28 protein-coding genes are annotated in these 26550 nt (G+C 71.2%); 12 read left to right on the plus strand and 16 right to left on the minus strand.

Going from position 1 to position 26550, the window contains the following annotated elements; translation table 11 throughout:
* Positions 1 to 203 precede the first annotated feature (203 nt).
* A complete protein-coding gene (locus ACZ7GZ_RS27485; RefSeq protein WP_471028136.1) occupies positions 204 to 1334 on the plus strand; it encodes a magnesium and cobalt transport protein CorA in 1131 nt (376 codons plus the stop codon).
* Between the two features lie 23 nt (positions 1335 to 1357).
* Positions 1358 to 1870 (plus strand): hypothetical protein, encoded by a 513-nt coding sequence (locus ACZ7GZ_RS27490; protein WP_471028137.1) that lies wholly within the window; start codon positions 1358 to 1360, stop codon positions 1868 to 1870.
* Positions 1871 to 1906: 36 nt separating this feature from the next.
* Here the strand turns inward: ACZ7GZ_RS27490 and ACZ7GZ_RS27495 are convergent, their stop codons facing one another.
* A complete protein-coding gene (locus tag ACZ7GZ_RS27495; RefSeq protein WP_471028139.1) occupies positions 1907 to 2656 on the minus strand; it encodes a hypothetical protein in 750 nt (249 codons plus the stop codon).
* A 225-nt stretch (positions 2657 to 2881) separates the two neighbouring features.
* On the opposite strand from ACZ7GZ_RS27495, the gene ACZ7GZ_RS27500 reads away from it, so the two are divergent.
* Genes ACZ7GZ_RS27500 through ACZ7GZ_RS27510 form a run of 3 tightly spaced genes read left to right on the plus strand, consistent with a single transcriptional unit; the run spans position 2882 to position 5952 of the window.
* The gene (locus ACZ7GZ_RS27500; protein ID WP_471028141.1) at positions 2882 to 4171 is read left to right on the plus strand and encodes a magnesium transporter MgtE N-terminal domain-containing protein; all 1290 of its coding nucleotides are present in this window, start codon (positions 2882 to 2884) and stop codon (positions 4169 to 4171) included.
* A complete protein-coding gene (locus tag ACZ7GZ_RS27505) occupies positions 4161 to 4775 on the plus strand; it encodes a DUF1003 domain-containing protein (RefSeq protein WP_471028143.1) in 615 nt (204 codons plus the stop codon). Before ACZ7GZ_RS27500 ends, ACZ7GZ_RS27505 begins: the two co-directional genes overlap by 11 nt.
* Before the next feature lie 43 nt (positions 4776 to 4818).
* Positions 4819 to 5952 carry an Mrp/NBP35 family ATP-binding protein gene (locus ACZ7GZ_RS27510; protein ID WP_471028145.1) on the plus strand — a complete coding sequence of 378 codons (1134 nt, stop codon included), beginning with the start codon at positions 4819 to 4821 and terminating at the stop codon, positions 5950 to 5952.
* Between the two features lie 61 nt (positions 5953 to 6013).
* Here the strand turns inward: ACZ7GZ_RS27510 and ACZ7GZ_RS27515 are convergent, their stop codons facing one another.
* Complete coding sequence (locus ACZ7GZ_RS27515) at positions 6014 to 6424, minus strand: hypothetical protein (RefSeq protein WP_471028146.1); 411 nt, start codon at positions 6422 to 6424, stop codon at positions 6014 to 6016.
* Positions 6425 to 6605: 181 nt separating this feature from the next.
* Here ACZ7GZ_RS27515 and ACZ7GZ_RS27520 point away from each other — a divergent pair, with 181 nt between their 5' ends.
* On the plus strand, positions 6606 to 9218 hold the full coding sequence (locus ACZ7GZ_RS27520) for a DUF6185 family protein (RefSeq protein WP_471028148.1): 2613 nt from the start codon (positions 6606 to 6608) through the stop codon (positions 9216 to 9218).
* Positions 9219 to 9268: 50 nt separating this feature from the next.
* On the opposite strand, the gene ACZ7GZ_RS27525 is transcribed toward ACZ7GZ_RS27520, so the two are convergent.
* From ACZ7GZ_RS27525 to sigE, 5 genes are all read right to left on the minus strand, one after another.
* Positions 9269 to 9934 (minus strand): hypothetical protein, encoded by a 666-nt coding sequence (locus ACZ7GZ_RS27525; protein ID WP_471028151.1) that lies wholly within the window; start codon positions 9932 to 9934, stop codon positions 9269 to 9271.
* 251 nt (positions 9935 to 10185) lie between these two features.
* Positions 10186 to 10644, minus strand: coding sequence for a sec-independent translocase (locus ACZ7GZ_RS27530; RefSeq protein ID WP_471028154.1), 459 nt, complete (start codon positions 10642 to 10644; stop codon positions 10186 to 10188).
* Positions 10645 to 10747: 103 nt separating this feature from the next.
* The gene (locus tag ACZ7GZ_RS27535; protein ID WP_471028156.1) at positions 10748 to 12778 is read right to left on the minus strand and encodes a S1C family serine protease; all 2031 of its coding nucleotides are present in this window, start codon (positions 12776 to 12778) and stop codon (positions 10748 to 10750) included.
* A gap of 134 nt (positions 12779 to 12912) precedes the next feature.
* Positions 12913 to 13977 carry a zf-HC2 domain-containing protein gene (locus ACZ7GZ_RS27540; protein ID WP_471028157.1) on the minus strand — a complete coding sequence of 355 codons (1065 nt, stop codon included), beginning with the start codon at positions 13975 to 13977 and terminating at the stop codon, positions 12913 to 12915.
* On the minus strand, positions 13974 to 14684 hold the full coding sequence (gene sigE, locus ACZ7GZ_RS27545) for an RNA polymerase sigma factor SigE (protein WP_471028159.1): 711 nt from the start codon (positions 14682 to 14684) through the stop codon (positions 13974 to 13976). Before sigE ends, ACZ7GZ_RS27540 begins: the two co-directional genes overlap by 4 nt.
* Before the next feature lie 234 nt (positions 14685 to 14918).
* Here sigE and ACZ7GZ_RS27550 point away from each other — a divergent pair, with 234 nt between their 5' ends.
* Positions 14919 to 15617: an O-methyltransferase gene (locus tag ACZ7GZ_RS27550; protein WP_471028311.1), complete on the plus strand. Its 699-nt coding sequence runs from the start codon at positions 14919 to 14921 to the stop codon at positions 15615 to 15617.
* 87 nt (positions 15618 to 15704) lie between these two features.
* On the opposite strand, the gene ACZ7GZ_RS27555 is transcribed toward ACZ7GZ_RS27550, so the two are convergent.
* On the minus strand, positions 15705 to 15872 hold the full coding sequence (locus tag ACZ7GZ_RS27555) for a DUF3117 domain-containing protein (RefSeq protein WP_018544333.1): 168 nt from the start codon (positions 15870 to 15872) through the stop codon (positions 15705 to 15707).
* 372 nt (positions 15873 to 16244) lie between these two features.
* On the opposite strand from ACZ7GZ_RS27555, the gene chcB reads away from it, so the two are divergent.
* Positions 16245 to 17048, plus strand: coding sequence for a 2-cyclohexenylcarbonyl CoA isomerase (chcB, locus tag ACZ7GZ_RS27560; RefSeq protein ID WP_471028161.1), 804 nt, complete (start codon positions 16245 to 16247; stop codon positions 17046 to 17048).
* Positions 17049 to 17077: 29 nt separating this feature from the next.
* Here the strand turns inward: chcB and ACZ7GZ_RS27565 are convergent, their stop codons facing one another.
* The 3 genes from ACZ7GZ_RS27565 to ACZ7GZ_RS27575 are packed head-to-tail and all read right to left on the minus strand — an operon-like array spanning position 17078 to position 18714.
* On the minus strand, positions 17078 to 17719 hold the full coding sequence (locus ACZ7GZ_RS27565) for a GNAT family N-acetyltransferase (protein ID WP_471028312.1): 642 nt from the start codon (positions 17717 to 17719) through the stop codon (positions 17078 to 17080).
* A gap of 51 nt (positions 17720 to 17770) precedes the next feature.
* On the minus strand, positions 17771 to 18361 hold the full coding sequence (locus tag ACZ7GZ_RS27570) for a DNA-3-methyladenine glycosylase I (RefSeq protein ID WP_471028163.1): 591 nt from the start codon (positions 18359 to 18361) through the stop codon (positions 17771 to 17773).
* Positions 18358 to 18714, minus strand: coding sequence for a DivIVA domain-containing protein (locus ACZ7GZ_RS27575; RefSeq protein WP_471028164.1), 357 nt, complete (start codon positions 18712 to 18714; stop codon positions 18358 to 18360). The genes ACZ7GZ_RS27570 and ACZ7GZ_RS27575 overlap by 4 nt, the downstream gene beginning before the upstream one ends.
* 137 nt (positions 18715 to 18851) lie before the next feature.
* Here ACZ7GZ_RS27575 and folP point away from each other — a divergent pair, with 137 nt between their 5' ends.
* Both folP and cpt read left to right on the plus strand, forming a co-directional pair.
* A complete protein-coding gene (gene folP, locus ACZ7GZ_RS27580; RefSeq protein ID WP_471028165.1) occupies positions 18852 to 19712 on the plus strand; it encodes a dihydropteroate synthase in 861 nt (286 codons plus the stop codon).
* 99 nt (positions 19713 to 19811) lie between these two features.
* Positions 19812 to 20342: a chloramphenicol phosphotransferase CPT gene (gene cpt / locus ACZ7GZ_RS27585; RefSeq protein ID WP_471028314.1), complete on the plus strand. Its 531-nt coding sequence runs from the start codon at positions 19812 to 19814 to the stop codon at positions 20340 to 20342.
* A 40-nt stretch (positions 20343 to 20382) separates the two neighbouring features.
* Here cpt and ACZ7GZ_RS27590 read toward each other — a convergent pair whose 3' ends face one another.
* The 3 genes from ACZ7GZ_RS27590 to dapE form a co-directional block, all read right to left on the minus strand.
* On the minus strand, positions 20383 to 20916 hold the full coding sequence (locus ACZ7GZ_RS27590; RefSeq protein ID WP_471028166.1) for a transposase: 534 nt from the start codon (positions 20914 to 20916) through the stop codon (positions 20383 to 20385).
* A gap of 129 nt (positions 20917 to 21045) precedes the next feature.
* Entirely contained in the window at positions 21046 to 21804 is a 759-nt protein-coding gene (locus tag ACZ7GZ_RS27595) for an LOG family protein (RefSeq protein ID WP_471028167.1), read from the minus strand.
* 105 nt (positions 21805 to 21909) lie between these two features.
* Positions 21910 to 22989 carry a succinyl-diaminopimelate desuccinylase gene (gene dapE, locus ACZ7GZ_RS27600; RefSeq protein WP_471028169.1) on the minus strand — a complete coding sequence of 360 codons (1080 nt, stop codon included), beginning with the start codon at positions 22987 to 22989 and terminating at the stop codon, positions 21910 to 21912.
* A gap of 97 nt (positions 22990 to 23086) precedes the next feature.
* Here dapE and ACZ7GZ_RS27605 point away from each other — a divergent pair, with 97 nt between their 5' ends.
* Positions 23087 to 24079 (plus strand): heavy metal transporter, encoded by a 993-nt coding sequence (locus ACZ7GZ_RS27605; RefSeq protein ID WP_471028171.1) that lies wholly within the window; start codon positions 23087 to 23089, stop codon positions 24077 to 24079.
* Positions 24080 to 24367: 288 nt separating this feature from the next.
* Positions 24368 to 24787 (plus strand): ATP-binding protein, encoded by a 420-nt coding sequence (locus ACZ7GZ_RS27610; RefSeq protein ID WP_471028174.1) that lies wholly within the window; start codon positions 24368 to 24370, stop codon positions 24785 to 24787.
* A gap of 126 nt (positions 24788 to 24913) precedes the next feature.
* Here the strand turns inward: ACZ7GZ_RS27610 and ACZ7GZ_RS27615 are convergent, their stop codons facing one another.
* A complete protein-coding gene (locus ACZ7GZ_RS27615; protein ID WP_471028176.1) occupies positions 24914 to 26005 on the minus strand; it encodes a bifunctional succinyldiaminopimelate transaminase/glutamate-prephenate aminotransferase in 1092 nt (363 codons plus the stop codon).
* 137 nt (positions 26006 to 26142) lie between these two features.
* On the minus strand, positions 26143 to 26463 hold the full coding sequence (gene fdxA, locus ACZ7GZ_RS27620; RefSeq protein ID WP_023546973.1) for a ferredoxin: 321 nt from the start codon (positions 26461 to 26463) through the stop codon (positions 26143 to 26145).
* Positions 26464 to 26550: the final 87 nt, after the last annotated feature.

Below are 26550 nucleotides of genomic sequence, written 5' to 3' on the forward strand. Positions count from 1 at the left end.
TCGTTTCGCTTTGCCCTGATCGCCTGATCACCCGATCTGCCTGATCGAATCAGTTCTGCATCAGTAGCGAAGTCGCCACCGCAACGGTGCGGTGCTCCCCGCTTTGTGGACGTGCCAAACATCCGCAGTGAAAACGTCCTCATTCCGGGTAGTTCCACCCGTCGCCGGCGGTCTTTCGTTGCCTGTCGCGAAGGAGCCTGCCCATGTCGATGATCCGCGACCTGCGCGCCGTGGTCCGTCCGTCCCGTGTCTCGCTGCGCAAGCCCACGAGCACGTCGAGCGCGTCGTACGACACCACCCGCGACCCCGCCACGCCCTCGGCGGTCGTGGACTGCGCCGTGTACCGCGACGGTGCCCGTGTCGCGAGCGCGAAGCCGCTCACCCCGCACGAGGCGATGCGGCTGGTACGGCGCGACGGCGGCTTCGTGTGGATCGGGCTGCACGAGCCGACCGAGGCCGAATTCGCCGGTATCGCCAGCGAGTTCGGGCTGCACCCGCTGGCCGTCGAGGACGCGGTGCAGGCGCACCAGCGGCCCAAGCTGGAGCGGTACGACGACTCGCTCTTCACCGTCTTCAAGACCATCCACTACGTCGAGCACGACCGGCTCACCGCCAACAGCGAGGTCGTCGAGACGGGTGAGGTCATGTGCTTCACCGGCCGGGACTTCTTCATCACCGTCCGGCACGGCGGCCAGGGTTCGCTCCGGGCACTGCGCCACCGCCTGCAGGACGATCCGGAGCTGCTGGCCAAGGGCCCCTCGGCGGTGCTGCACGCGATCGCCGACCATGTCGTGGACGGCTACATCGCGGTCGCCGACGCGGTGCAGGACGACATCGACGAGGTGGAGACCGAGGTCTTCTCGCCGGGCCGCAAGGGCGGGGTGTCCCGCGGTGTGGACTCGGCCCGGATCTACCAACTCAAGCGTGAGGTGCTGGAGTTCAAGCGGGCGGTGGCTCCCCTGCTGCGCCCGATGCAGCTGCTGAGCGAGCGGCCGATGCGGCTGATCGACCCGGACATCCAGAAGTACTTCCGGGACGTCGCCGACCACCTCGCCCGGGTCCAGGAGCAGGTGCTGGGCTTCGACGAACTCCTCAACTCCATCCTCCAGGCCAACCTGGCGCAGGCGTCCGTCGCGCAGAACGAGGACATGCGCAAGATCACCGCCTGGGCCGCGATCATCGCCGTACCGACGATGGTGTGCGGGGTGTACGGCATGAACTTCACGTACATGCCGGAACTGCACTGGAAGTACGGATACCCGGTGATCATGGGCATCACGGTCGTCATCTGTCTCGGCATCCACCGCACGCTGAAGCGCAACGGCTGGCTGTGAGCGGCGCTGGATAGGCTGGGCGCATGACAAGCGAGCTGCTCGACCGGGCCCTCATCGAGGAGGCCGCCAAGAAGTCCGGCCTCATCTGGGTCAGGGGCACCGGTGCCCCGGCCGCGCGTGCGCTGTGGCACGTGTGGCACGAGGGCGCGGTGTGCCTGGTCGGCGACGGGCCCGGTGAGCAGCCGCTGCAGGGGCTGGTCGACGGGGGCACCGCCGAGGTGACCGTGCGCAGCAAGGACAAGGGCGGCCGGCTGGTGACGTTCCCGGCGACCGTCTCCGAGCTGGCACCCGGCTCCGCCGAGTGGGAGGCGGCGGTCGCCGAACTGAAGGGCAAGCGCCTGAACGCCCCCGACGGCGAGGAGATGCCGGCCCGCTGGTCCCGCGAGTGCCGGGTGCTGCGCCTGGCTCCGGCGGGGTCCGTGGCGCCGTTGCCTTCCGGCAGCCTGGCGGAGGCGCCGGTGCCGACTCCGGTGACGACGCGGATGCCGATCCCGGCGGGCTTGCCGAGGCTGCTCTCGAAGCGGCGGAAGAAGTAACGGGAGAGCACCGGCGGGGCTGTTCCCGGCAACGGACTAGGACGTCGGCAGCTGCCTGCCGTAATCCACCGTCTCACCCTTCGCGGGCTCCGCTACGGCGAAGTCCTTTCCCCAGTCGGAGAACGTGAGGGTGCCCGCGCCGCCGGCACGGGACAGGCGGAGGGGATACGGCGTGCCCTCCAGGGAGACGTCGAGGCTGCCGCCGGCGCCCTTGTCGCCGGTGATGCGGATGGTGCGGGTACCCGCATCGTCGTGGTGGCCGTCGGTCGCCAGTGTGCCGTGCAGTGTCAGCAGCCCGTCGAGGAGGAGGCCCTTGTCCGTGAAGCCGCTGAACTTCTTGTACGCGGGGTCCCCCTGCGGCACCTTCACGTACTTGCCGTTCAGCTTCCCGGCCGCACCGTCCCCCTCGCCCTTGCCGTCGGCCTGGTTCCAGAAGTCCGCGTCGGCCTTCAGATACAGCTGCCTGCCGACCCGCAGCAGCTTGAAGGTCGCCCCCCTCGAGGTCACCGACCCGGTGCCGCCGTCGGCCTTCAGCCGCATGTCCAGCTGGTACGTCCGCCCGCTGGTGACCACGGTCCCGGACAGCCGTAGCGCCGGTGCCCCCTCGGCGGCAGCCCGTGTCTTCGCCTGGATCCGGTCGGCGGGCAGCTTGCCCACGCCGTTCGTCCCCGCGTCCGGATCGCCGCCGCCGCACCCGGTCAGCACCACCGTCCCCGTCACGGCGAGTGCGCAGAACGCGGACACCCGCCCGGCCCGGCGGGTACGGCCCTGGGGGATCGCAGTCACAGGTGGGGTCGCCTTTCTGACGGTTCCTGAGCGGAGTACCGCAGCGTACCCGTGCCCGGGCGGCCCGGCGGAGCCAGTCCGTCCGGACCCCCCACCAGGGCGTATCCGAGCAGTAGGGACTAGCCTGAAGCGCACCCGAGCGGGCAAATCCGAGCAATTCACAAAGAAAGCGGAACACCCGATCAAAGGGCGATTCCCAGGCACGTCAGCAGAGGAAGCACAGTCATGGCAGCCGGCGCCCCCCGGATCTTCGTCTCGCACCTCGCCGGGGTCCCCGTCTTCGACCCGAGCGGCGACCAGGTGGGCCGCGTGCGCGATCTGGTCGTGATGCTGCGCGTGGGCCGCAGGCCACCGCGGCTGCTCGGGCTGGTCGTCGAACTGGCCACCCGGCGCCGTATCTTCCTGCCCATGACCCGGATCACCGGTGTCGAGTCCGGGCAGGTCATCACCACCGGCGTGATGAACGTCCGGCGCTTCGAACAGCGGCCCACCGAGCGGCTGGTCTTCGGTGAGCTGCTGGACCGCCGCGTGCGGCTTGCGGAGACCGGCGAGGAGGTCACCGTCCTCGACGTGTCCGTGCAGCAGCTGCCCGCCCGCCGGGACTGGGAGGTCGACCGCGTCTTCGTCCGCAAGGGCCGCAAGGCGACCGCCTTCCGGCGGGCCAGGGGCGAGACGCTGACCGCCGAGTGGTCCGCCGTCACCGGGTTCTCGCTGGAGGAGCACGGGCAGGGCGCCGAGAGCCTGCTCGCCACCTTCGAGCAGCTGCGCCCCGCCGACCTCGCCAACGTCCTGCACCACCTCTCCCCCAAACGGCGCGCCGAGGTCGCCGCCGCGCTCGACGACGACCGCCTGGCCGACGTCCTGGAGGAACTCCCCGAGGACGACCAGATCGAGATCCTCGGCAAGCTGAAGGAGGAGCGCGCGGCGGACGTCCTGGAGGCCATGGACCCCGACGACGCGGCCGACCTGCTCTCCGAGCTGCCCGAGGAGGACAAGGAGCGGCTGCTGAGCCTGATGCAGCCGTCCGACGCGGCCGACATGCGCCGCCTGATGTCGTACGAGGAGCACACGGCCGGCGGTCTGATGACCACCGAGCCGATCGTGCTGCGCCCGGACGCCACGGTCGCCGACGCGCTCGCCCGGGTCCGCAACCCCGATCTCTCCCCCGCCCTCGCGGCCCAGGTCTACGTCTGCCGGCCGCCCGACGAGACCCCCACGGGCAAGTACCTGGGCACGGTGCACTTCCAGCGGCTGCTGCGCGACCCCCCGTACACCCTGGTCAGCGCGCTTTTGGACGAGGACCTGCAAACCCTTGCCCCGGACGCCGCGCTGCCCGTCATCGCCGGGTTCTTCGCCACGTACGACATGGTGGCCGCGCCCGTGGTGGACGAGTCCGGGTCGCTGCTGGGAGCGGTGACCGTGGACGACGTACTGGACCACATGCTGCCCGAGGACTGGCGGGAGACCGAGTTCCACCTGGACGAGGGAGAGGGGGCGGCCGCGCATGGCTCCTGAACGTGAGAGCACCCGTGAGCGCACCACCCCGGCGGGCGCCACGGCCGCCACCCGGCCCCGCACGCCCCGCCTGGACCAGCCGCGCCCGCCGCGCCGCCGGTTCCTGCCCGAGTGGGACCCGGAGGCCTTCGGCCGGCTGTCGGAGCGCATCGCCCGCTTCCTGGGCACGGGCCGCTTCATCGTCTGGATGACGGTCGTCATCATCCTGTGGGTGGTGTGGAACATCGCCGCGCCGGCGCACCTGCGCTTCGACAACTACCCGTTCATCTTCCTGACCCTGATGCTGTCCCTGCAGGCCTCCTACGCGGCCCCGCTGATCCTGCTCGCGCAGAACAGGCAGGACGACCGCGACCGGGTGAACCTGGAGCAGGACCGCAAGCAGAACGAGCGGTCCATCGCCGACACCGAGTACCTGACCCGGGAGATCGCCGCGCTGCGCATGGGCCTGGGCGAGGTGGCCACCCGCGACTGGATCCGATCGGAGCTGCAGGACCTGGTCAAGGAGCTGGAGGACCGCCGCCGTCACGACGGGCACGCCGGGCATGTCGTATTCCCGGCGGAACGGGCAGAACGCCCGCCGGGACGTGACACAGACGACCGCTGAGAGGCATCCCTCAGGCCCCTCGGGGCGCCGTACCATCGTCCTTATGGCTACGGAAGACGCGGTGCGCGAGGCACTGGCGACGGTGAACGACCCCGAGATCAACCGACCCATCACCGAACTGGGGATGGTCAAATCGGTGGAGATCGGCGCGGACGGAGCGGTCGCGGTCACCGTCTACCTGACGGTCTCCGGCTGCCCCATGCGCGACACCATCACCCAGCGCGTCACCGAGGCGGTCTCCCGGGTCGAGGGCGTCACCCGCGTCGACGTCACGCTGGACGTGATGAGCGACGAGCAGCGCAAGGAGCTGGCGTCGGCCCTGCGCGGCGGCCAGGCCGAGCGCGAGATCCCCTTCGCCAAGCCCGGCAACCTCACCCGGGTCTACGCGGTCGCCTCCGGCAAGGGCGGCGTCGGCAAGTCCTCGGTGACGGTCAACCTGGCCGCCGCCATGGCCGCCGACGGCCTCAAGGTGGGCGTCGTCGACGCCGACATCTACGGCCACAGCGTGCCGCGCATGCTGGGCGCGGACGGCCGCCCCACCCAGGTCGAGAACATGATCATGCCGCCGTCCGCGAACGGCGTGAAGGTCATCTCGATCGGCATGTTCACCCCGGGCAACGCCCCGGTCGTCTGGCGCGGCCCGATGCTCCACCGAGCCCTGCAGCAGTTCCTGGCGGACGTCTACTGGGGCGACCTGGACGTCCTGCTCCTGGACCTCCCGCCCGGCACCGGAGACATCGCCATCTCGATCGCCCAGCTGATCCCGAACGCCGAGATCCTGGTCGTGACGACCCCGCAGCAGGCGGCGGCTGAGGTGGCCGAGCGGGCCGGCTCCATCGCCGTCCAGACCCACCAGAAGATCGTCGGCGTGGTCGAGAACATGTCCGGCCTGCCCTGCCCGCACTGCGGCGAGATGGTCGACGTCTTCGGCACGGGCGGCGGCCAGACGGTCGCCGACGGCCTGACCCGGACGACGGGCACGACCGTCCCGGTCCTCGGCTCCATTCCGATCGACGTCCGCCTGCGCGAGGGCGGCGACGAGGGCAAGCCGGTGGTCCTGACGGACCCGGACTCCCCGGCGGGCTCGGCCCTGCGCGCGATCGCGGGGAAGCTGGGCGGCAGGCAGCGGGGCCTTTCGGGCCTGTCTCTGGGGATCACCCCGAAGAACAAGTTCTAAAGGCTGCCACCACCACGACGAAGGGGCGCCGTCTTTTCACGGACGGCGCCCCGCCGCCTTTTCACGGACGGCGCCGCCGGCCGTCCTCGTGCTCGTGCCCCGGGCACAGGTCGAGCGTGGTGCACAGCATGATCTCCTGGCAGGGGCCCGCTTCGGGGGCCCCGCCCGGCTCACGTTCGGCATGCGGCACGAACCGCCATTGCGATGCTTTGGCGTGCCGTGTCCGGTCCGCCTTCTCCACGTGAGCGTGGAGCGTGCGAGCCCTCGGGGCGTTCGTCTCCACCAGCACCTCGTCCGCGGTGAGCGGGAAGTGGTCGTGCAGCAGGCACAGGCCGAAACGGTTCAGATTCCCGTGCTTGGCCAGCACCGCCACCAGGTCCTTGACGAACTCGGCATCCTGGGGCCCCAGTGCCTCGGCCTCCTCGAATCGGGGAAGCGGATTCCGCAGGGCACCCACCTTGGTGTCGGTCATGGCTCCTCCGTCAATCGGCTGACGGTCACCGGCTTCCATTGTCGGCCGCCGACCCGGCCCCCGCAAATGCCACTGGCACACCCCCCAATGGGGTGCGCGTCGGGTCTCCGCCGTGTGTCCGCGCATGACATGTACAACGCCTTGCCTAGATTCGCCGGGGACAGGGAGAGGTGTCGGCCCGATGGTGAAGACCCGGTGGTGGCGGCTGCTGTCGCTTCTGGTGCTGGTGGCATGCGTGTGGGGGTGTGGCACGGCGGAGGCGGGGCAGCGGAATGCCGGTGCTGACTGTCACTCTGACGGCCTCAAGGGCAGCACGGTCCACGCCACGATCCGGTTGCAGCAGCACAGGCGCGCCCACCCTCAGGTCACTTCTGATTTCACGGTGGATGTCCCAAGGAAGTGGCCACTGGCCAGGCATCTGACATTCAGTGAGAATTCTCCGAAATACCGCCAGGCGATGCGATGTCTGTTGCGCGGGAACGAGTCTCCAGGATTGCGGAGCGAGTGGCACCCCGATCCCGCGGTGACCACCACCGCCGCCGCGGTCGAGGTGCGCTACGTTGCGTACGACTGGATCACCGCGGACAGAACTGTCCTGGTAGGCCCTTGGGAGATCGTCCCCAAAGGCAAGAAGTGGATGTTTCGTCTCCGGCCGCCGACGCTTCAGACAATCCGATGGAAAGAGATCGATGCCGATCTGGGCGGTCTCAATTTCAACGACGTGTCGGAACAGGCGTCGTCTTCCACCGAGACCACCCTGGTGTGGCGGAATCAGCTCCCCGGGCGGGTCAGGGGCGAGATCGTGCTCTCCCGACAGCGCTCTTTGGCGCTCTTCCTCAGTCGGTCGGCCTTGAGCACGGCAGGCGTTGCCGCATGGTGGGTGTCCGCCTCGATCCTGCTCGCTCTGGCTGCGCTCCGCGCCAGGCGCCCCGAAACAGCCACTGTGCGCGGGGCGGCCGAGCAACCCTCGGGTGGGGTGGTGCCCCAGCGATCGACAGGCCAGGTCGAAAACTCTGACGCAAAGGGCGGAGCAAGCCTTCCGCAGACACTCCTGCAGTGGGCCCTGCTCAGCGCAGCGGTCGCCCTGACGCTGCGGCTGCTCCTCTCACAGCAGCAGCTGACAAACCGGTGGCACGCCCTTCTCTGCATCCCTGCAGGCCTGGCCCTGGTTTTCGCCGCCCGTCCCTGGGGCCGCCAAGCGCCACCGGCCGCACCTGGCGCCGTACCTGACGGGCCGGCCCACCCAGTAGACGTCCAGCGTCGCCAGGCGCGCGCCGTCGTCTCAGCCGCCTGTTCGGTTGCGGGCATCGGCTTGCTCGTGGTCCTGGCCCATGATGTCTTCGGACTCCCGGAGGACCTGCAGCCGCAGACGGCAACCGTCCTCGGTCGCACGGGTCTTGTCCTGCTCGGCCTGGCGACCATGTGGTTGTGGTTGGCCGCGATGGTCGCCTGGGCGTGGCGTTTCGCACGCGAAGGAGGACTGCTGCTCGGGCACTGGGCCGCGCGGTGGGAAAGGGACCCGGCCCAGTGCGTCGGCGCCGTCGGTTGCCTGCTGGCGGGCGCCGCCGGGACGTTGCTCGTATGCGCCTGGTGGGTGAACGAGCAACGGTGGCTGCGCGTCAGCTGGCTTGTCGAGGGCAATGGCTCTGCCGGCTACAGCAAATCGGTGAACAACGTCTTGGAGAACTTCTTCTTCACTGACCTCACATGGCTTTTCGCCTACAGCTGGGTATTGACAGGCATCGCACTATTGGCCCTGTTGCACTTTCGCAACAGGCCACGCCGAGCACATGGCCGTCGTAGATACGAACGCTTCTCCCTGGGGCCAGGCAAACCGGATATCCTGCTGGTCGTCCTGATGTTCGTCTTCTTCGTCCCGCTCCGGGCCGCGAACTTCGTCGGCGCCAGCGCACTGTACGGTGTCTGGCTGCCGCTGAATATTATTTCCTTTTACGTCGTTCTCGCCATGGGGCGCCGGTGGTCCGTGATGAGCGAGCTGGGAGACCGTTTCTGCACGCAGAGGCTGGGCACCGAGAAGCACCGACGTGAATTGATGACCAAAGCCCATGAATACCGCACCGTGAACCACCAGATGTACCTGCTGAACCAGGGACACGCAGGCGCGGTCACCTGCGAGCAACTGGAAGACCAGCTGCGCCGGCTCCGTCAGTGGCTGGTCGCCGCGTGCGCCAGAGGAAATCCGCCGGAGCAGATTTCGGTGCTGGACGTCGCCCTGGCCTGGGGACCGGAGGGACATTGGTGGTCCAACGCGGCACGCGCGGCACGTCTGGCATTCTGGTTCGGAACGCCGGCCACCGCGCTCATTGTCTATTTTCAGTTGCAGGATTCGTATGCCCAGGAGCAAATCCTCTACGGCCCCACCGGCCTGCCGGACTTCGTCGCCGACCTGATTCTCTATCAGTTGGCATGGGCAGCGGCCGGCTTCACCCTCGGAGCGCTGTGGCGTCTGCTGCCCGGACGCCGGAGCCAGGTCCGGGCATGGATTCTCACTGTTGCCTACGGCATCCCGGGGCTGTTGGCCGCTGCGGTCATCAAGCTCACGGACGCGGATCCCGGTCAGCTCATCCTGTACACCGTGCTCCTGCTCAGCGTCCTGACGCTCACCAGCATCTGGATGGACATGGCGACCTTCCGGGAGGAACGACAGTACTGGGCGAGCCCGTTCGCCCTGCTGGTGTCGATCTACCAGCTGCGCGGCCTGTCAGGTCAGATCGCCTGGCTCTTGGTCCAGCTCGTGGCCGCGGCGACGCTCTACCAACACCTGACACGCTGAGCAGGCACACCCGGCAGGGCCAGGGAGCAGCAGCACCCGGGCCCCGCCCGCTACGCGTATGCGGCGACGTCCTTGATCGCGGAGAACCCGAGCCCGTACGCGCTCATCCCGCGCCCGTACGCCCCCAGGTGCACCCCCGCCTCCGTCGTACCGGCCAGCACCCACCCGAACTCGGACTCCCGGTAGTAGAACGAGGCCGCCGCCCCGTCCACCGGCAGGGAGAGCTTGGACCACTCCGAGCCCTCGAGATCGTCGGCCAGAGCCCACGCGGTCTCCGTCTGCTGGTCCAGCCAGTCGTCCCGCAGGGTGTGGTCCATCTGCCCGGGCCAGGTGAACGACAGCAGCCCCACCCCGGCCAGCCACGCGGCGGAGGAGACCGAGGTGGCCTCCAGCAGTCCGGTACCGTCGGCGCTCCTGCGGGACGGGTGCGCGGCGACGGTGACGACCACCGCGAACTTCTCCCGCGGCTCACCGGCGGAGCCGGCGTCGGCCCGTACGGTGGGCTCGTCACCGTGCCCGATCGAACCGTGCTCGACGGCACCGTCGGCCGCCGTACCCACCTGCATCAGCCAGCGCGGCCCGGTGAACGCCTCGTCGAGGCCGTACCACGGGAAGGGCGCCAGCAGGTAACCGTCGACCGTACGCCGGCCGGAGGGGAGCTGCTGCGCGCCCTCCGCGGCCGGCGGATTCGCGCCCACCCGACTCGTCGTCTCCATCTGCCCGGACGCCTCCTCGCTCTCGTCGGACCGGGGCGGCCCGCCCCCCTTCGGGCGTACTCCTCCGGTCCGCACAACAACTCGGCAGCATATCCACACCGGTGAGAGCCGCAGGGCAGGCACTGGAGGCGTGGGTCGCACGAACGCCCTGTTCGGGACGTGTGCGACGGGTGCGTGCTATGAAACGCGTCACGTGCGCCGCATGCGCCCGCGTGCGCGTGTCGACGTGGGTTCGGCTCGGCGGCCCGCGGCTACGTGGCGTCCGCGTCGAAGGGCGGCCGCTCGTCCTTGCCGGGCTCTTCGGGCTTCTTGGTCATGTCGATGCGCCCACCGGACGACGAAGGGGAAGAAGCCGAGGATGAGGCCGAGTACGCCGAGGCATCGCCGTCCCGGCCGTTGACGGCGTCCGTGACCTCGGCCATCTCCTTCTTCAGGTCGAATCCGTTGCGGATCTCCTTCAGCCCCAGCTCGTCGTTGTCCAGCTGCTTGCGGATGAACGTCTTGGGGTGGAGGTCCTCGAACTCGAAGTCCTTGAACTCCGGACCGAGTTCGCTACGGATGTCCTGCTTGGCGCTCTCGGAGAACTCGCGGATCTTCCGGATCGTGCGCGTCACGTCCTGGATGACCTTCGGGAGCTTGTCCGGACCGAAGACGAGCACGGCGAGCACAATGATCGTCACCAGCTCCAGTGGCCCTATGTCATTGAACACCTGACGCTCCTTGCGATGTCCTCGGTCGCTCAACGGTACCCGGCGTTCCTGTCCGACCGGTACCGTCCCGAGGTGAGACTTCTGTCAGTTCTGGTCCGGGGTGTCAGTTCTGCTCCGCGGCGCCCAGCCGGAGCGGGACCTGCCGGTCGGTGCCGTCGCGCCGGACCGTCAGCCGCAGCCGGTCACCGGGCCGGTGGGCGCGGATCTTGACGATCAGCTCCTCGGCCGTGTGCACGCGCCCTCCGTCGACCTCGGTGATGAGGTCGCCCGGCTGGAGACCGGCCCGGTCACCGGGACCGCCGCGGGTCACTGCGGGCCCGCCGCCCGCGCTCTTGCTGTCGATACGGGCGCCGTCACCGGTGTACGCCATGTCGAGCGTCACGCCGATCACGGGGTGGGTCGCGTGGCCGTTGTTGATCAGTTCCTCGGCGACGCGCTTGGCCTGGTTCACGGGGATGGCGAAGCCGAGACCGATCGAGCCGGCCTGGCCGCCGTCCGATTCGGAGCCGCTGTCGGCCGAACGGATCGCGGAGTTGATGCCGATCACCCGGGCCCGGGCGTCGAGGAGCGGACCGCCGGAGTTGCCCGGATTGATGGGCGCGTCGGTCTGCAACGCGTCGACGTAGCTGACGTCGCTCCCGTCGCCCTTCTCTCCGCCCGCCGTGATGGGCCGCTCCTTGGCGCTGATGATGCCGGAGGTGACGGTGTTGGCGAGGTCGAAGGGGGCGCCGATGGCGACGACGGGGTCGCCGACCCGGACGTCGTCGGAGTTGCCGAGCGGCAGCGGGGTGAGCCCGTGCACGCCGCGCACCTGGACGACCGCGAGGTCGTAGCCGCTGTCGCGGCCGACCACCTTGGCCTTGACGGTGTCACCGCTGCTGAAGGTCACGGTTATCGCGCCGCCCGATCCGGCGGGGGCGACGACGTGGTTGTTGGTGAGGATGTGGCCCTGGGTGTCGAGCACGAAGCCGGTGCCGGTGTCCGCCTGGTCGGTCCCGGTGACGTGCAGCGTGACGACACTGGGCAGCGCCAGGGCGGCTATCCCGGCCACACTGACCGGCGGACGCCCGGCGGCCCCGCTTCCGGCCTGCGGCAGACGTACGTCACGGCCCAGGTCCTGGCGTTCGACATACGCGCCGGCGACCCCGCCGACGCCGGCGGAGACGAGGGCGACCACGAGGGTCCACACGAGCGCGAACCGCTTCGCCCGCCGATTGCGCTGCTCGTCCGTCAGCACACCGGCACCGGTCTGCTGCAACGCCCCGTGCACCAGCCCCTGCTCGGTGGGCGAACCGACGGCCCACGGGTCATAGCGGCGAGCCCCGTCCCCCGCAGGACCGACCGGGGCCGGGGAACCCGGGGGAGCCGGAGCGTCGGCGGCCTGGGCGCCGGCTGCGGCGGTGTGCGGCGCGGGTACGGCTACGGGAGTGTGCGGCCCCGGTACCGGCCCGGGTGCGGGCACGGGAGCCCCCGGCGCGGCTGCCGATGCCAGGGGTGCCGGCGTCGGTGGTGCCGTCGGTGTGGGGGCGGACGTCCCCTGGGCCGAGGGGGCCGCCGGGTGCTGTACGGGCGGTGCGGGCGCCCAGGGGCCGGGCTCGCCGTACGGCGGGGTGCCGTAGGGGTCCGGGGCGTGCAACGGCTTCGGCCGCTCGGTGGGGGCCGCCCACGGAGACTCCCCGTGCTCGGACGACCCGCCCACCGCCCCGCTCCCCTCCGGGTCGGCACCGCCCGCCGTGCACCCGTCCGCCTCGGCACCGGCCGCCGCGCGCCCGTCCACCTCGGCATCGCCCGTCGGGCCCGGCGCCGGCTTGGCCAGTTCGAAGTCCCCGTCGACCGCGGCCTCGGGCTCATCCGCCCCGACCCCGTCCGACCCGGCCTTCTCCACTTCGGCGTCCACCGATCCGACCGGACGCGCCAAGGGGAAGTCGCCCGACGCGACGTCAACGGCCCCGGTGTCGGCCGGCCCTGGATCCGGCTGTCCGGAGACCGTCGGCTCGCCTCCGGCCGTCCCGTTGCCGCCCGGCGTTCCGTCCCGCTCCGTGGTCTCGCGGGCCGCGGCGTCGGTGCGGTCGGCCGGTGTCACGTCCGCCGCCTCCGGTCCGGCCTCCGGCGGGACACCGTTCCCCTCGTTCATGCTCTCCCCACGGCTGGCCGTGGCCGCGCGCTTCGGCGGCGGCCACGGAACGTCGACTACGCCCCCGGGTCATCGCCGCGGGAACGGCCCTCACAGGATTCAACCAGGTTCGCGGGCCGTGGCGCAGTGGCCGGTCAGGGCGTCGGGCGGGGTGTGGAGGGGGAGGGCGAGGGAGCGGAAGGGGCGTCGGGGACGGGGGCGGGCAACAGGCCGGAAGCGGACATTCCGGGGACCGCGGACCAGGCGGTGAGCGGGTAGACCACGGTGTCGTCGAGCGGACGTATCAGCGGGGAGACGGCGGCCGCGCCCGCCGCCACCGGCGCGGTCAGTCCCCGCAGGGCGTCGCCCTGCGGCTGGCCGGGGCCGGGGGACGGCATCCCGGGGACCAGCGGCGCGGACATCGAGGTCGGGACCGCCGGTGTCTGTCCGAACTGTGCGCCACCCTGGGCGAGCAGCGGTCCCACCGCGCGACGGCGCTGGCCGTCGGCCGTGGCAGCGCCCGTGCCCGCGCCGGTGCCGGCCGAGCGCGCCGGAACCACGTTGCTGCCGGTGCCGGATCCGCCGCGGGCGTCCGCGGTGGTCTCGCCGGGGATGGCGGCGGTCACGCCGCCGAGAGCGACCGCGGCCAGCGAGACCGCACCGGCGGCGGCGAACGCGAACCGCAGACCGCGCGAGGCGGAGCGGCCGTCGTCCGGGCGGCCGACGGGATGGATGCGGAAGCCGCGCTCCTCGGGTACCGGGACGGCGGGATGCGAGCCGACGGGGGCGGTGCCGTGCGGGCGGGCGGGGACGTATCCGAACGCGAAGCGCTCGCCGCGCCTCACTCCGAAGACGCCGAAGGCTCCGAAGACGCCGGAGGCTCCGGCGGATCCGGCGGCCTGGTCGTCGGGGCCGTCTCCGAAGAGTCCGCCCCCGGGCGGCGACATGCCGTCGCCGTCCAGGTCACCTCCCCCGGGAAGGCCCTGGAGGCGGGCCAGGAGGCTCGCCGAGGGCGGCGGCGGGGCCGCCTCCGCGAACACGTTCTTCAGTGCGCGCTGGGCGTCCGCCTCCGCCTTGCACCGGGCGCAGGTGGCCAGGTGCGCGAGGACCCGCTCACGCGTCTCATGACCGAGCTCTCCGTCCACCAGGGCGGAGAGGCGGTCTCCCAGGTGCTGCTCTGCGAGGTGTGCCTCCGCAGGTTTCGGCCGTGATCCAGTCACGCGGTCGCGCCCCCTCCCCCCAGAGCGGGGACACGGGCCAGGAAGGTGCGCCGCTCGGCGGCGCGGGCTTCCGGGGAACGGTGTGCGAGGGCCTTGCGGAGCTGGGAACGGCCCCGGTGGATACGGGAGCGCACGGTGCCGAGCTTCACGCCGAGGGTCGCGGCGATCTCCTCGTACGACAGTCCCTCGATGTCGCACAGGACGACGGCGGCGCGGAACTCGGGCGCGAGGGTGTCGAGGGCCTGCTGGACGTCGGCGTCGAAGTGCGCGTCGTTGAAGAGCTGCTGCGGGGTGGGCTCGCGGCTGGCCAGGCGCTCGGCCGCGTCGTCGCCCAGGGCGTCGAAGCGGATGCGCTGCTTGCGCCGGACCATGTCCAGGAAGAGGTTGGTGGTGATGCGGTGCAGCCAGCCCTCGAAGGTGCCCGGCGAGTACGTCGACAGGGAGCGGAAGACACGGACGAAGACCTCCTGGGTGAGGTCCTCGGCGTCGTGCTGATTGCCCGTCAGGCGGTAGGCCAGCCGGTAGACCCGGCCGCTGTGGGTGCTGACGATCTCCTCCCACGTGGGCGGAGTCCACGCCTGCCCGTCCGCGTCGGTGGAGAAGGTCGCGGTCTGGGTCTCGCCTGCGGCGAGACCGGCGTGGTGGTCAGCAGCGGTGTCGGTCACGGATTTCGGCCTGCCCGCCGACCCGAGGAAGCGCCGCAGCACTCCACCCCGATCCCCGGGCGCAGCCGCACCTCCCCTGTCGGCTCTGGTGGTGTCCAGTGGAGCCCCTACCATAGCCACCTCGCCCGTTAGCTCCGGATAAGCGGTTTTACGAGAATTTGATACTCGCTGATCCGGCTCGTGCGGCTGCGTCAGGAGTTGCTCGGCGCCCTGATCCACCTCTCGCCCCCCGTCGCGTCGCCGGCCACCGTCTCATCCCTATAAACGCCCGGTCCCATCTGCGGGTTCCCGGCACCAACGGATACAGTCACGCCCAGGCATCCATGGGGACAGGAGAGGGTCATTACCGGCAACCGGCAGACGAGCTGGGCGTTCGCCGACGCCTTTGTCGCCGAGGACGAAGCGCTGCGGTGGGCCCGTGACCGGGCCCGCGAGGCAGGGCTGCGCTCGGTGTCGCCCGGCACGGGTGCCGCGCTGCGTCTGCTCGCCGCCTCCGTGGACGCGAAGGCGGTCGCGGAGATCGGCACCGGCTGCGGGGTGTCCGGCATCCATCTGCTGCACGGGATGCGCCCGGACGGGGTGCTCACCACGGTCGACCCGGAGCCGGAGCACCAGCAGTCCGCCCGGCAGGCCTTCCGGGCCTGTGGTTTCGCCAGCAACCGGGCCCGCTTCATCCCCGGCCGCGCCCTGGAGGTGCTCCCGCGTCTCGCCGACGCCGGCTATGACCTCGTCTTCTGCGACGGGGACCGGCTGGAGTACCTGGACTACCTCGCTGAATCGTTGCGCCTGCTCCGGCCCGGTGGCCTGGTGGTCTTCGAGGGCGTCTTCGCCAACGGCCGTACGGTCGACTCGGGACCGCAGCCGACGGAGGTGCTCAAGCTGCGCGAACTGCTGCGCACGGTGCGCGAGAGCCAGGAGCTGGTGGCGTCGCTGCTGCCGGTGGGGGACGGTCTGCTGTGCGCCGTCAAGCGATGAGCGGCCCGCCGCCGGGGCAGGGAGACGCGACTGCCCCGGCACCGCGTACGATGCCGGGGCAGTCGGAAGGACACTGTCGCTGGGGCGTCAGACGACGACCTTCTTGAGGGCGTCGCCAAGCGCCTCGGCCTCGTCAGGGGTCAGCTCGACGACGAGTCGACCGCCGCCTTCGAGCGGAACGCGCATGACGATGCCCCGCCCCTCCTTGGTCACCTCGAGCGGGCCATCACCCGTCCGCGGCTTCATGGCCGCCATGCTCGTTCCCCTTCCTGAAACCAGCTCATCGTCTGCCGAGAGCCCTCGGAGGGCATTCGCGGTTCCGAAACGGACACGCGACACCGGCATCGAACACATTGCTTCCCAGCCATTATCCCGCATCGCAGGACCCGATGACCAACATCAGTCGGCATCGCTTGGGCAACGCGCGCGAGCAAAACCACCCAATTCGGGGATGCGGCTGCGATACTGCACCGCTGCACGGAGATCCGCGGACCGGCTCCGCTCCGGTTTTCTTTGACGCAGGTCACACGTCCGGTCCGGCCCTCGGGCGGCGATCTCCGCCATGCTGTCCTTCATACAGGGACGTACTGAGCGGTACGTCATCCGCGACTCCGGAGGGGATGCGCCATGGCCGACACCGTGCTCTACGAGGTGAGCGACGGACTCGCGACGATCACGCTGAACCGCCCCGAGGCGATGAACGCGCTGAACATCGCGACCAAAGTCGCCCTCCGGGAGGCGGCGGAATCCGCGGCCGGGGACACGGCCGTACGGGCGATCCTGCTGACCGCCGCAGGGGACCGGGCGTTCTGCGTCGGCCAGGACCTCAAGGAGCACATCGGGCTGCTCGCCTCGGACCGTGAGACCGGGTCCGGGCAGACGATGAGCACGGTCAAGGAGCACTACAACCCGATCGTGAGGGCCCTCGCCGGGGCGCCGAAGCCCGTGGTCGCCGCGGTAAACGGCGTCGCGGCCGGGGCCGGCTTCGGCTTCGCGCTCGCGGCGGACCACCGCGTCGTGGCCGACACGGCGTCCTTCAACACGTCGTTCGCCGGCGTGGCCCTGACCGCCGACTCCGGCATCTCCTGGACCCTGCCCCGGGTGATCGGCCCGAGCCGCGCCGCCGACCTGCTGCTCTTCCCGCGCAGCATCAGCGCCCAGGACGCGCTGGAGCTGGGCATCGCCAACCGGGTCGTACCCGCCGCCGAGCTGCGCGCCGAGGCCGAGAAGACGGCGCGGGCACTGGCCGGGGGGCCGACGGTGGCGTACGCGGCGATCAAGGAGGCGGTGGCCTACGGCCTCACCCACTCCCTCGCCGAGACCCTGGAGAAGGAGGACGAGCTGCAGACCCGCGCGGGCCAGTCCGAGGACCACGCGATCGCCGTGCAGGCGTTCGTGAACAAGGAGAGGCCGAAGTACCTGGGCCGGTGAGCCCGGGGCAAGGGGGCGCGGGGGCCGGGCTAGTGGGCGGTGAGCAGGGCCTCTGCGCCCACCGGGCGGTATCCGGCCGCTTGGAAGGCGCGCACGCTGCGGGCGTTGCCGGTGGCCTGCTGGGACCAGAGCCACCGGCCCGGGGGGACGAGGTGGCGGGCGGCCGTGGCCAGTGCCCGGCCCAGGCCCCGGTGTCGTACGTCCTCGTCCACCTCGATCGCCGTCTCCCAGCGGCCCGCCACGCCCCGGCCGAGGACGACCACTCCCCCGTTTGCCGCCCAGACGCGGACGTCGTCCCGGCACCTGCGCGCCCTGTGCACGCGCGGGTGGTCCGGGTCGGTGAGTTCCCGCAGGTCCACCGGGGGGTCGCCGGGCAGGGAGCCGGCCACCGTGAGCAGGTCGACGCAGTCCGTCGAACGGCCCGTGCGCTCCAGGAACGCGGCCAGGAAGCGGGGGTTCACCGGGGCCGCCAGTTCGTCGCAGTCGAGGGACGCGAGCGTGCTGCGCACCCAGTGCGGGTCCTCGTCGGTGAACACCACGGAGTGCGCGGTGAACGCGATCACTCCGGCGTCGCGGTGGCTCGGCTGCGGCACGACGGTGACCCCGCCGTCGGGCGGCGGGAAGTGGCCGCGGGCCGCCGCGTCCAGGATCCCGGCCAGGGTCGGGTCCATGCCCTTCGACGTGGCCTCGGACATGGTCGCTTCTCTCCTCCCGGCAGCCCGTCAGGAGCCCGCGCTTCTCGCCACGCATGCCTCCAAGTGATCATTGACCAGACCGCATGCCTGCATCAGCGCGTACGCGGTGGTCGGGCCGACGAATCTGAGGCCCCGTTTCTTCAGGGCCTTGGACAGGGCCGTCGACTCCGGGGTCACGGCCGGGACGTCGGCGAGGGTCTTCGGAGCCGGGCGGGCGGCCGGGTCGGGGGCGTGCGACCAGATCAGCCCGTCCAGCTCGCCCTCGGCCCAGTCGGCGAGCACGCGCGCGTTGGCGAGCGTGGCGTCGATCTTGGCGCGGTTGCGGATGATGCCGGGGTCGGCGAGCAGCCGCTCGCGGTCCTCGTCCGTGAACGCGGCGACCTTCTCGATACGGAAACCGGCGAAGGCCGCGCGGAAACCCTCGCGGCGGCGCAGGATCGTGATCCAGGACAGGCCCGACTGGAAGGCCTCCAGACTGATCCGCTCGAAGAGGGCCTCGTCACCGTGGACCGGGCGGCCCCACTCCTCGTCGTGGTACGACACATAGTCCGCGGTGGACACGGCCCAGGGGCAGCGCAGGGCGCCGTCCGGCCCGGCGAGGGCGGCGCCGGCGGTCATCGCTGGTCCTCCGGATGATCGCCCTTGTCCAGGCGGGCGTGTGCGGCGGCGGCTCTCGCGCCGGCCAGCGCGGACTCCAGGTCGGCGATACGGGCGTCCCGCTCGGCGAGTTCGGCGGCGAGCCGGCCGAGGGCGTCGTCGACGTCCGCCATGCGGTAGCCGCGCGGGGTGACGGGGAAGCGCAGGCTCTCCACGTCCGCGCGCTCCACCGGGCGGTCCTCGGGCAGCGGGTCCTGCAGCCGCTCCGGCGCCGCCTCGGGCAGCGGGCCGCTCCCGCCGCCGCCCACCACGGCGAGGGTGACCGCGGCGACCACGACGGCCAGCGCGACGACCAGGAACAAGAACATCACCATCGCCAGGGGTCCCCACGCTCTCTGCCGGACGTTGCTCCGGACGCTGAATCTCTCAGGGTCCGATCGTGCCATGCGAGTCTGACAGTTAGGGTCACAGGCGGCCGTACAGCGGGACGCACTAGGAGAGGTCACAGCGGATGCTCAGGCTGGGCAAGCGGGAATTCGGGCCCCATGAGCCGGTGATCATGGCGATCGTGAACCGGACTCCCGACTCCTTCTACGACCAGGGGGCCACCTTCCGCGACGAGCCGGCCCTCGCGCGCGTGGAGCAGGCGGTGGCCGAGGGCGCCGCGATCGTCGACATCGGCGGGGTGAAGGCCGGGCCGGGCGAGGAGGTCACGGCCGAGGAGGAGGCGCGGCGCACGGTCGGCTTCGTGGCGGAGGTACGGCGCCGCTTCCCGGACGTGGTGATCAGCGTGGACACCTGGCGGGCCGAGGTCGGCGAGGCGGTGTGCGAGGCGGGGGCGGATCTGCTGAACGACGCGTGGGGCGGCGTCGATCCGGGGCTCGCGGAGGTCGCCGCGCGGTACGGGGCGGGGCTGGTGTGCACGCATGCGGGGGGTGCGCAGCCGCGTACCCGCCCGCACCGGGTGACGTACGACGACGTGATGGCCGACATCCTGGACGTGACCGTGGGGCTGGCCGAGCGGGCGGTGTCGCTCGGGGTGCCGCGTGAGTCGGTGCTGATCGATCCCGGACACGACTTCGGGAAGAACACGCGGCACAGTCTGGAGGCGACGCGGCGGCTGGACGAGATGGTCGCGACGGGGTGGCCGGTGCTGGTGTCGCTGTCCAACAAGGACTTCGTCGGTGAGACGTTGGACCGGCCGGTGAAGGAGCGGTTGATCGGTACGCTGGCGACGACCGCGGTGTCCGCGTGGCTCGGTGCGCAGGTGTACCGGGTGCATGAGGTGGCCGAGACGCGCCAGGTGCTGGAGATGGTCGCGTCCATCGCCGGCCATCGGGTCCCCGCGGTCGCTCGGCGGGGTCTCGCCTAGTGCTCTGACCGGGAACGTTCGCCGGGCTGTGGCAGGCGGTGCAGGGTTCACGGAAATCCGTTTCGAGCGTTGCCCTGGCGCCTCTACTGTGGCGCGGTGATGACTCAGGTGATCGTTGTCAACGGTGGTTCCAGCTCGGGGAAATCCGGGATCGTTCGGTGTCTGCAGGCAGTCCTGCCGGATCCGTGGCTGGCCCTCGGGACAGACACGCTGGTTGAAGCGATGCCGGCGTCCATGCAGGCGTCGGATGGCGGGATCGAGTTCGCTCCGGACGGAGAGGTGATCGTCGGTCCTGAGTTCCGAACGCTGGAAGCGGCATGGATTGCGGGGGTCGCCGCGATGGCCCGTGCAGGCGCCAGGGTCATCGTCGACGAGGTCTTCCTTGGCGGAGCGTACTCACAGCAGCGATGGCAGAAAGCCTTGGGTGAACTGCAGGTGCTGTGGGTCGGCGTCAGGTGTGACGCGGCGGTGGCCGCAGGCCGTGAGGTCGCACGAGGCGATCGGACCATCGGGATGGCTGCATCCCAGGCGGAAGTGGTCCACCAGGGCGTGGCCTATGACCTGGAGGTGGACACCACACACGCGGAGGCGATGGAGTGCGCACGGACCATCGCCGCGCATGTCAAGTGATCGACAGCCAGGCTGTCTGCCGCTGTGAGGCCGGGGCGAGTCAGGCGGCGGTGGGGAGGGGACGTCCGCCCCAGCGGATGCCCTTCTCGCTGCGGATGCGGGCGCGTTCCTTGCGCTGGGCGGCGAGCACGTCGGGGTGACGGGCGTTGGCGTTGCGCCAGCGCAGATAGCGGCGCAAGGCCCGGGTCTGCGCGGGGTGGCTGCGGTGGTGGGAGTTGGCCAGGGTGAACTGCCGCAGCGGTCCGAAGTGCGCCTCGATCGGGTTGGCCCAGGAGGCGTAGGTCGGGGTGAAGCACAGCTCGACCTTGTTCTTCTTCGCCCAGCGACGGATGTCCGCCCCGGTGTGGGCGGAGAGGTTGTCCAGGATGTTGAACCGGTGGATCACCGCCCGCACCGTGTCCTCGTCGGCCTGCACCAGCTGTGCGATCACCGGCACGCGGTTCCCGCCGGCGGACGCCAGCAGCATTATCGCCCGCCGGTAGCGCACCGAGCTGGTACTGCCCCGGCGGACGATTTGCTGCAGCTTCTGCCCTTCCTGGTCGGTCAGTCTGCGCACCCGCACAGGCTCGGCCACCACACCTCCAGCGGTCGGAACGAACGTCACCGCCCATCCAACCGCTCCAACCATCAGCCCGGCGAACCTATGCGGTCAGAGCACTAGGTACCAGGGAGCTCCGCCCCCTGGTACCCCGTGTGCAGCGCGCTAGCGGGCCGCCTCCTTCGACACCAGGGCCACCGCCTCGTCCACCTCGTCCGTGACGTGGAAGAGGAGGAGGTCCTTCTCGGCGGCCTTGCCCTGGGCCACCAGGGTGTTCCTCAGCCAGGACACCAGGCCGCCCCAGTACTCGCTGCCGAAGAGGACGATCGGGAAGCGGGTGACCTTCTGGGTCTGGACCAGGGTGAGCGCCTCGAAGAGTTCGTCGAGCGTGCCGAGGCCGCCGGGCAGGACCACGAACCCCTGGGCGTACTTGACGAACATCATCTTGCGGACGAAGAAGTAGCGGAAGTTGAGGCCGATGTCGACGTAGGGGTTGAGCCCCTGCTCGAAGGGCAGCTCGATGCCGAGGCCGACCGAGACGCCGCCCGCCTCGCACGCGCCCTTGTTGGCCGCCTCCATGGCGCCCGGGCCGCCGCCCGTGATCACCGCCCAGCCGGCCTCCACCAGGCCCCGGCCGAGCCGGACCCCCGCGTCGTACTCCAGCGAGTCCACCGGCGTACGGGCCGAGCCGAACACACTGATGGCGGGCGGGAGTTCCGCCAGTGTGCCGAAGCCCTCGATGAACTCCGACTGGATCCGCAGGACCCGCCAGGGATCGGTGTGGACCCAGTCGGTGGGGGCGCGCTCGTCGAGCAGCCGCTGGTCCGTCGTGCTGTGCGTCACCTGCCCGCGACGCCGGAGGACCGGTCCGAGCCGCTGCTCGTCCGGCGGCTGCTTCTTCCCCTCGGGGTTGCCGGTAGCCATGTGCGCTCCCTCCGCTTGCCGGTAGTTCGATCTCAGACTAGATCCACGCGGGTTACGGAGGGGGGACGTGAGCATGTCCGGCACGCACCGCCGAGCGGCGGTGCCCTACGCGGTGAGCCAGTTCCGCAGGCGCTCCTCACCCGCCAGGACCTTCGCCGTCTCCACCCGCTCGTCGCGCTTGTGGGCCAGGTGCGGGTTGCCGGGGCCGTAGTTGACCGCGGGCACGCCCAGCGCGGAGAAGCGGGAGACGTCCGTCCAGCCGTACTTGGGCTTAGGGGTGCCGCCGACCGCCTCGATGAAGGCCGCGGCGGCCGGGTGGGAGAGGCCGGGCAGCGCGCCGGGGCTGTGGTCGTCGACCACGAACTCCGTCACCCCGCAGTCCGCGAACACCTCGCGGACGTGCGCGATCGCCTCCTCCTCGGTGCGGTCGGGGGCGTAGCGGAAGTTGACCGTCACCACGCACTCGTCGGGGATGACGTTGCCGGCGACGCCGCCGCTGACGCCCACCGCGTTCAGGCCCTCGCGGTACTCCAGGCCGTCGATCAGCGGCCAGCGGGGCTCGTAGGACGCCAGGCGGGCCAGGATGGGCGCCGCCGCGTGGATGGCGTTGGAGCCCATCCAGCCGCGCGCCGAGTGGGCCCGCTCACCCGTGGTCTTCAGCAGCACCCTCAGGGTGCCCTGGCAGCCGCCCTCGACCTCGCCGTCGGAGGGCTCCAGCAGGACCGCGAAGTCGCCCTGCAGCCACTCGGGGTGGGCCTCGGCGACATGCCTGAGGCCGTTGAGGTCGGCGGCGACCTCCTCGTTGTCGTAGAAGACGAAGGTCAGGTCGCGGTTGGGGGCGGGGACCGTGGCCGCGATGCGCAGCTGCACCGCGACACCCGACTTCATGTCGCAGGTGCCGCAGCCCCACAGCACGCCGTCCGCGTCCAGGCGCGAGGGCACGTTCCCGGCGATCGGCACCGTGTCGATGTGGCCGGCCAGGATCACGCGCTCGGAGCGGCCGAGGTTCGTACGGGCGATCACGTTGTTGCCGTAGCGGTCCACCGTCAGGTGCGGCAGGGCGCGCAGGGCGGTCTCGATCGCGTCCGCGAGCGGCTTCTCGGTCCCGCTCTCGGAGGGGAGGTCCACCAGCTGCGCGGTGAGCGCGGCGGCATCCAGCGTGAGGTCAAGCGAGGTGTCGGCCATGGCGCCGACCCTAGCGCGCCGGTCACGGGGGCCAGGTGGTAAGCGCTGTCCGGTAACCCCGCGTGAGGGCCGGACGGCCCTCCAGTACCTTGTACGCGTGCCAGAGCCGTCCCCCACCCGTCCCAAACGCCGCGGCCGCCTCTTCCGTTTCGCGGCGGCCCTGTTGGTCCTGTGCGGTGTCGCCGCGTACCTCGTGGTGCAGTACGTCACCGGAGGCGGCGGCGCGCGCGGCTGCAAGGTGGTCTCCGCCGACGGCGACGGGACGTCGTACGAGTTCACGCCGGAGCAGGCGGTGAACGCGGCGACGATCGCGGCCGTGGGCACCGGGCGCGGGATGCCCGAGCGGGCCGTGACGATCGCGCTGGCGACCGCCCTGCAGGAGTCGGGGCTGCGCAACATCGAGCACGGCGACCGGGACTCGCTCGGCCTGTTCCAGCAGCGGCCCTCGCAGGGCTGGGGCACCGAGCAGCAGATCATGGACCCCGCGTACGCGGCGGGCATCTTCTACGCGCACCTGGCCAAGGTGCCGAACTACGTCGGGCTGCCGCTGACCCGGGCGGCCCAGGAGGTGCAGCGCAGCGGTTACCCGGAGGCGTACGCCAAGCACGAGCCGGACGCGAAGCTGCTGGCGGCGGCGCTGACCGGCCGCGCGGCGGCCACGCTGACCTGTGACGGACGCCCGGAGCCCGCCGCCTCGGCGACCGGTCCGGAGGCGGTACGGACGGCGCTGGTCCGGGACTTCGGGCGGGACGCGCTGCAGGAGACCGGTGCGCAGGTTGGGGGTACTCCCGTGCCGTCGCCGTCTCCCTCGCCGAGCGTGACCGCGACCGCGCACGGGCGGACGGTGACCGTTCCGGTGCCGCAGGGCACGGAGGCGGACGCGAGCGGGCGCACCGGGCGCGAGCGGGGCTGGCAGCTGGCGCAGTGGGCGGTGGCGAACTCCTCGGCGCTGCACATCCAGCGCGTGTCGTTCGCGGGGCGGGAGTGGACCGCCGGGAGCGGCGACGACCCGTGGAAGGCGGCTGCCACGGGCGGGGGCGGCGGTGCGGAGAAGTCCGTGACGGCCGTCCGCATCGTGGCCGGACAGTAGTACGAGGGATCATTCCGACGGGTTGTACGGCACCGGTTCGGCGCGTGTCCCGGGCGGGATCGCCGTCGAATCCGGGATCCCTTGGAAATCAAAGGCTGTAAGGATTCTGCGGGAGTCCCCCAGGGACGCTCTTTGCCCGTTTTTATCCACACCTGATAATGCGATGCGTTATCCATTCTTTACCTGGGGCGTCCGCAACCTTCGCGGGCTTCGAGCGGTAGTCACGGCGTCCGAGCCGGACACGAGCCCGGACCACACACACCGTTCTCTCCCGTCGAATGGAGCATCATGTCCCTCCCTCTGACCCGCCGGATCGCCCGTGCCGCGCTGCTCGTCGCAGCGGGAGCGGCTGCCGGGGTCGGTGCGGCCGGCTCCGCCGGTGCGGCCACGAACCAGCCGGTGGCGACCCCGAACCTGAGCGGCGTGACCGCCCCGGACACGGCGAACGTCGGCCACACCGTCGAGGGTGCCGCGCAGAACGCCACCACCCTCGCGGCCACCACGGGCGGCACCGCGGTCGGGAAGACCGTGCCGGGCGCGGCCAAGACCGGCACCGGTGCCGTGAACAAGACGGCGCCGGTGGCGCGGAAGGCCGCTGGGGAAGTGGCCGGGGCGGCCGGAAGCGTCGTCGGGGACACCGCATCCTCCACGGCGAAGAGCGGACTGCCGCAGCTGCCGGTGCAGGGCGGGGCGCTGCCGCTCGGCTGAGCGCCTGGCGTTGACCGCCGGACGGGGTCCAGGGAGTTCCCTGGACCCCGTCCGCCTTTGCGTCTACGTCGGCGGGGCGCGGGGCCGGGCCCGGAACGGCGCCCGGCCCGGCGCGAGCGGCCGTCGCTACAGGCGGGACACCGCCGCCTGGACGCGTTCGTCCGTGGCCGTCAGGGCCACTCGGACGAACTTCCCGCCCGCCTCGCCGTAGAAGTCGCCCGGGGCCACCAGGATGCCGAGGCCGGCCAGGTGGGCGACCGTGGTCCAGCAGGGCTCGTCCCGGGTGGCCCAGAGGTACAGGCTCGCCTCGCTGTGTTCGATGCGGAAGCCGTGCCCGAGCAGGGCGGCCCGCAGGGCCTCGCGGCGGGCGGCGTAGCGCTCGCGCTGCTCGTGGACGTGGGCGTCGTCGCCCAGCGCCGCCACGACCGCCGCCTGGGCGGGGGCGGAGGTCATCATGCCGCCGTGCTTGCGGATCTCCAGGAGCGGGCCGAGGACGGCCGGGTCGCCGGCGACGAAGGCCGCGCGGTAGCCCGCCAGGTTGGAGCGCTTGGAGAGGGAGTGGACGGCGACGATGCCGTCGTAGGAGCCGCCGTTGACGTCCGGGTGCAGGACCGAGACCGGGTCGGTCTCCCAGCCCAGCTCCAGATAGCACTCGTCGGAGACCAGCAGGACGCCGTGCTCGCGGGCCCAGGCGACGATCGCGGTCAGGTCCTCCTTCGGGATGACCTTGCCGGTGGGGTTGGACGGGGAGTTCAGCCAGAGGAGCTTCAGGCCCGTCGGGTCGAGGTCGCGCGGGTCGTCGTAGGTCTCGTAGCCGGCGCGGGCGAGGCGGGCGCCGACCTCGTAGGTGGGGTAGGCCAGGCGCGGGTAGGCCACCTTGTCGCCGGGGCCGAGGCCCAGCTGGGTGGGCAGCCAGGCCACCAGTTCCTTGGAGCCGACGACCGGCAGGACATGGCGGTGGGTGACCCCGCGGGCGCCCAGGCGGCGCTCCAGCCAGCCGGTGATCGCGTCGCGCAGCGCCGGGGTGCCCCAGACCGTCGGGTAGCCCGGCGAGTCGGCCGCGTCGATCAGGGCCTTCTGGATCAGTTCGGGCACCGGGTCGACGGGGGTTCCCACGGAGAGGTCGACGATCCCGTCGGGGTGGGCGACGGCCGTCTTCTTGTACGGCTCCAGCTTGTCCCAGGGGAAGGCGGGGAGCCGGTCGGAGACTGCGGACACGGGAATCAGGCTCACTTTCGTACGGTGCGGCAAACGCCTCGGTCCCGTACGGCGGTGATCAGGCCGGCGGGGGCTGATCGGGCCGTACGGGACCGAGGCGGCGCGGCTTGCGGGCGGCCTCTAGGTGCTCAGATCGGTCACTCGCCCTGCGGCGGCAGCGCGGCGACGAAGGGGTGGTCCCGCTCGATCAGCCCGAGCTTGCTGGCGCCGCCGGGAGAGCCGAGCTCGTCGAAGAACTCGACGTTCGCCTTGTAGTAGTCCTTCCACTCCTCGGGGACGTCGTCCTCGTAGAAGATCGCCTCGACCGGGCAGACCGGCTCACAGGCACCACAGTCGACGCATTCGTCCGGGTGGATGTACAAGGACCGGGAGCCCTCGTAAATGCAGTCGACCGGGCACTCCTCGATGCACGCCTTGTCCTTGACGTCGACACAAGGCTGCGCGATGACGTAGGTCACGCTGTCGTTCCTCCTCGATAGGGCGCTGGCGGGCCTCCTCAGGCTCCGCCGCCTGGCGCGCGGGAGCGCGGCGTCGTCGATGCCCGC

Source organism: Streptomyces sp. NPDC037288 (assembly GCF_055603265.1).

Bases quoted from the DNA above. Each gene is read 5' to 3' on its own strand.
- folP (WP_471028165.1), top strand. From the start codon at position 18,852: ATGCTCAGGCTGGGCAAGCGGGAATTCGGGCCCCATGAGCCGGTGATC.
- dapE (WP_471028169.1), bottom strand. From the start codon at position 22,989: ATGGCCGACACCTCGCTTGACCTCACGCTGGATGCCGCCGCGCTCACC.
- ACZ7GZ_RS27485 (WP_471028136.1), top strand. From the start codon at position 204: ATGTCGATGATCCGCGACCTGCGCGCCGTGGTCCGTCCGTCCCGTGTC.
- ACZ7GZ_RS27515 (WP_471028146.1), bottom strand. From the start codon at position 6,424: ATGACCGACACCAAGGTGGGTGCCCTGCGGAATCCGCTTCCCCGATTC.
- ACZ7GZ_RS27520 (WP_471028148.1), top strand. From the start codon at position 6,606: ATGGTGAAGACCCGGTGGTGGCGGCTGCTGTCGCTTCTGGTGCTGGTG.
- ACZ7GZ_RS27505 (WP_471028143.1), top strand. From the start codon at position 4,161: ATGGCTCCTGAACGTGAGAGCACCCGTGAGCGCACCACCCCGGCGGGC.
- ACZ7GZ_RS27595 (WP_471028167.1), bottom strand. From the start codon at position 21,804: ATGGCTACCGGCAACCCCGAGGGGAAGAAGCAGCCGCCGGACGAGCAG.
- ACZ7GZ_RS27500 (WP_471028141.1), top strand. From the start codon at position 2,882: ATGGCAGCCGGCGCCCCCCGGATCTTCGTCTCGCACCTCGCCGGGGTC.
- ACZ7GZ_RS27565 (WP_471028312.1), bottom strand. From the start codon at position 17,719: ATGGACCCGACCCTGGCCGGGATCCTGGACGCGGCGGCCCGCGGCCAC.
- ACZ7GZ_RS27525 (WP_471028151.1), bottom strand. From the start codon at position 9,934: ATGGAGACGACGAGTCGGGTGGGCGCGAATCCGCCGGCCGCGGAGGGC.
- ACZ7GZ_RS27535 (WP_471028156.1), bottom strand. From the start codon at position 12,778: ATGAACGAGGGGAACGGTGTCCCGCCGGAGGCCGGACCGGAGGCGGCG.
- cpt (WP_471028314.1), top strand. From the start codon at position 19,812: ATGACTCAGGTGATCGTTGTCAACGGTGGTTCCAGCTCGGGGAAATCC.
- ACZ7GZ_RS27570 (WP_471028163.1), bottom strand. From the start codon at position 18,361: ATGACCGCCGGCGCCGCCCTCGCCGGGCCGGACGGCGCCCTGCGCTGC.
- ACZ7GZ_RS27610 (WP_471028174.1), top strand. From the start codon at position 24,368: ATGTCCCTCCCTCTGACCCGCCGGATCGCCCGTGCCGCGCTGCTCGTC.
- ACZ7GZ_RS27510 (WP_471028145.1), top strand. From the start codon at position 4,819: ATGGCTACGGAAGACGCGGTGCGCGAGGCACTGGCGACGGTGAACGAC.
- ACZ7GZ_RS27490 (WP_471028137.1), top strand. From the start codon at position 1,358: ATGACAAGCGAGCTGCTCGACCGGGCCCTCATCGAGGAGGCCGCCAAG.
- ACZ7GZ_RS27575 (WP_471028164.1), bottom strand. From the start codon at position 18,714: ATGGTGATGTTCTTGTTCCTGGTCGTCGCGCTGGCCGTCGTGGTCGCC.
- ACZ7GZ_RS27555 (WP_018544333.1), bottom strand. From the start codon at position 15,872: ATGGCGGCCATGAAGCCGCGGACGGGTGATGGCCCGCTCGAGGTGACC.
- chcB (WP_471028161.1), top strand. From the start codon at position 16,245: ATGGCCGACACCGTGCTCTACGAGGTGAGCGACGGACTCGCGACGATC.